Origin of the sequence: Mycobacterium sp. E1386 (assembly GCF_001672745.1) — a bacterium.
In the GTDB taxonomy this organism is placed as follows: Bacteria; Actinomycetota; Actinomycetes; order Mycobacteriales; family Mycobacteriaceae; genus Mycobacterium.
The window spans coordinates 1-632 of the sequence record NZ_LZKH01000224.1; the positions used below are offsets into that span (position 1 = coordinate 1).

Here is a 632-nt window from a genome sequence, read left to right on the forward strand (position 1 = left end):
ATCAACGACCCCGACCCCGGACCGGCATAAATCCGCGCCGAATTAACCTCCGGCGGAAGCGCCCCAAAATCAAACACCATTGACTCCTTTAACCCGTCGCGGCCGCGTTGGCCGCCTCAGTCACCGCGTACGATCCCGAGCTCATGCCCAGGGTGTTGACGAACATCTCGTGAATCGCCGTGGCTTGGGCGCTCACGGCCTGGTACATCTGGGCGTGCGAGGAGAACTGCGCCGCGGTCAGTGCCGACACCTCGTCCGCGGCGGCTGGCACCACCCCCGTCGTTGGGGCCACCGCCGCCGCGTTCTGCGCGCTCAGCGTCGAGCCAATGCTTTGTAGGTTGCTCGCCGCCACAGCCAACGCCTCGGGCTGCGTCGTGACAAACGACATTCGGATTCCCTCCCTATTCTCTAGGCCCGCTGGCCGTCGAGGAACGGTTTGCCGGTGGGCTTACCGCAGGCATGGCTTACTCGTGAGATTAATGGGGTCACGCCTTGGCTCGCCTCCCTAGTGCCGACTGTTCATTCGTGTACAACTCCCGTTCACCTCGGCTTTCCCTATCCGGCTGAGGGTGGGCGGGTTAGGACGCTGTAGCGGAAGCCGTATTTGTGGGAGTAGCCCGCGGCGGCGCCGG

At 64.2% G+C, this 632-nt stretch carries 2 protein-coding genes; both read right to left on the reverse strand.

Annotated elements, in window-relative coordinates:
* Positions 1-77: PPE domain-containing protein (locus A5709_RS29000; RefSeq protein WP_156624280.1), on the reverse strand; the 77-nt coding region annotated here is incomplete at its 3' end.
* Positions 78-88: 11 nt separating this feature from the next.
* Positions 89-388, reverse strand: a complete 300-nt coding sequence (locus A5709_RS23135) for a PE family protein (RefSeq protein ID WP_067943266.1) — start codon at positions 386-388, stop codon at positions 89-91.
* Positions 389-632: the final 244 nt, after the last annotated feature.

Excerpts from the sequence above, each read along its gene's own strand:
- A5709_RS23135 (WP_067943266.1), bottom strand. The coding sequence starts at position 388 with ATGTCGTTTGTCACGACGCAGCCCGAGGCGTTGGCTGTGGCGGCGAGC.